The organism is Arthrobacter sp. TB 26, from assembly GCF_000427315.1.
Lineage (GTDB): Bacteria > Actinomycetota > Actinomycetes > Actinomycetales > Micrococcaceae > Arthrobacter.
Map to the genome: position 1 here is coordinate 1 of NZ_AUPJ01000059.1, position 2,008 is coordinate 2,008.

Below are 2,008 nucleotides of genomic sequence, written 5' to 3' on the forward strand. Positions count from 1 at the left end.
GGCCGCGGTCGCGGTGGCACCCAGGGTGCTTTCGGTAAGGGCGGCGCAGGCCGTGGCAAGCAGCGCAAGTCGAAGCGTGCCAAGCGCCAGGAACTCGAGCAGATGAGTGCTCCGTCGCTGGGTGGCGTCAGTGTGCCCCGCGGCGACGGCAACACCGTCGTCCGGCTTCGCCGTGGCTCGTCCATCACGGACTTCGCCGACAAGATCGAGGCGAACCCCGCAGCACTGGTGACCGTCCTCTTCCACCTCGGCGAAATGGCTACCGCCACGCAGTCGCTGGATGAAGAGACGTTCGCCCTGCTGGGCGAGGAGCTTGGCTACAAGCTCCAGGTCGTGTCCCCGGAAGACGAGGAGCGCGAGCTGCTCTCCGGTTTCGACATCGACTTCGATGCCGAGCTGGAAGCCGAAGGCGACGAGGAACTTGAGGCTCGTCCTCCGGTCGTCACCGTCATGGGTCACGTCGACCACGGTAAGACCCGCCTGCTCGATGCCATCCGCAAGTCCGACGTTATGGCGGGCGAGCACGGCGGCATCACGCAGCACATCGGTGCCTACCAGGTGACGCATGCCCACGAAGGTACCGATCGCAAGATCACCTTCATCGATACTCCGGGCCACGAGGCGTTCACCGCCATGCGTGCCCGTGGTGCGAAGGTCACCGACATCGCCATCCTCGTGGTGGCAGCCGACGACGGCGTGATGCCGCAGACCATCGAAGCCCTCAACCACGCGCAGGCGGCCAACGTGCCGATCGTCGTGGCCGTGAACAAGATCGACAAGGAAGGCGCCAACCCGGAAAAGGTCCGCGGCCAGCTGACCGAGTACGGACTGGTTCCGGAAGAGTACGGTGGCGACACCATGTTCGTGGAGGTCTCTGCCCGCCAGAACCTGAACATCGACGAGCTGCTCGAGGCTGTCCTGCTCACCGCAGACGCAGCCCTGGACATGCGCGCCAACCCGAACAAGGACGCCCGCGGTATCGCGATTGAAGCCAACCTGGACAAGGGCCGCGGCGCGGTTGCTACCGTCCTGGTTCAGTCCGGCACCCTGCACGTCGGCGACACCATCGTGGCAGGCACGGCCCACGGCCGCGTCCGTGCGATGTTCGACGACGACGGCAGCGCCCTGACCGAGGCCGGCCCGTCCCGCCCCGTGCAGGTACTGGGTCTGTCCAATGTCCCGCGCGCCGGTGACACGTTCTTCGTGACCGCTGACGAGCGCACCGCCCGCCAGATCGCCGAGAAGCGTGAAGCCGCGGACCGCAACGCCGCCCTGGCCAAGCGCCGCAAGCGCATCAGCCTGGAAGACTTCGACCAGGCCGTCGCCGATGGCAAGATCGACACCCTCAACCTCATCCTCAAGGGTGACGTGTCCGGTGCCGTGGAAGCCCTCGAAGACGCGCTGCTCAAGATCGACGTCGGCGAGGGTGTCCAGCTCCGCGTTATCCACCGCGGTGTCGGTGCGATCACCCAGAACGACGTCAACCTGGCTACGGTCGACAGCGCCGTCATCATCGGCTTCAACGTCAAGCCCGCCGAGCGTGTTGCCGAACTGGCAGACCGCGAAGGCGTGGACATGCGCTTCTACTCCGTCATCTACGCAGCAATTGATGACATTGAGGCAGCCCTCAAGGGCATGCTCAAGCCGGAGTACGAAGAGGTCCAGCTTGGCACCGCCGAGGTCCGCGAAGTGTTCCGTTCCTCCAAGTTCGGCAACATTGCAGGCTCGATCGTCCGTTCGGGTGTTATCCGACGCAACGCCAAGGCCCGTGTCACCCGCGACGGCAAGATCATCGGTGACAACCTCACCGTTGAGACGCTCAAGCGCTTCAAGGACGACGCCACCGAGGTCCGCACGGACTTCGAGTGTGGTATCGGTCTTGGCTCGTTCAACGACATCACCGAAGGTGACATCATCGAGACCTTCGAGATGCGCGAAAAGCCGCGCGTCTAGTCTGAAGTCCGGTGTATGAAAGGTGCGGGGCCGTTGGATTCTTTCCGGCGGCCCC

The 2,008-nt window shown here is 64.7% G+C and carries 1 protein-coding gene; it reads left to right on the plus strand.

Annotation, left to right across the window (positions count from 1 at the left end; all coding sequences use genetic code 11):
• On the plus strand, nt 1-1,953 hold a 1,953-nt coding region (gene infB, locus K789_RS0101075; protein WP_024365132.1), incomplete at its 5' end, for a translation initiation factor IF-2.
• Between the last annotated feature and the right edge of the window lie 55 nt (nt 1,954-2,008).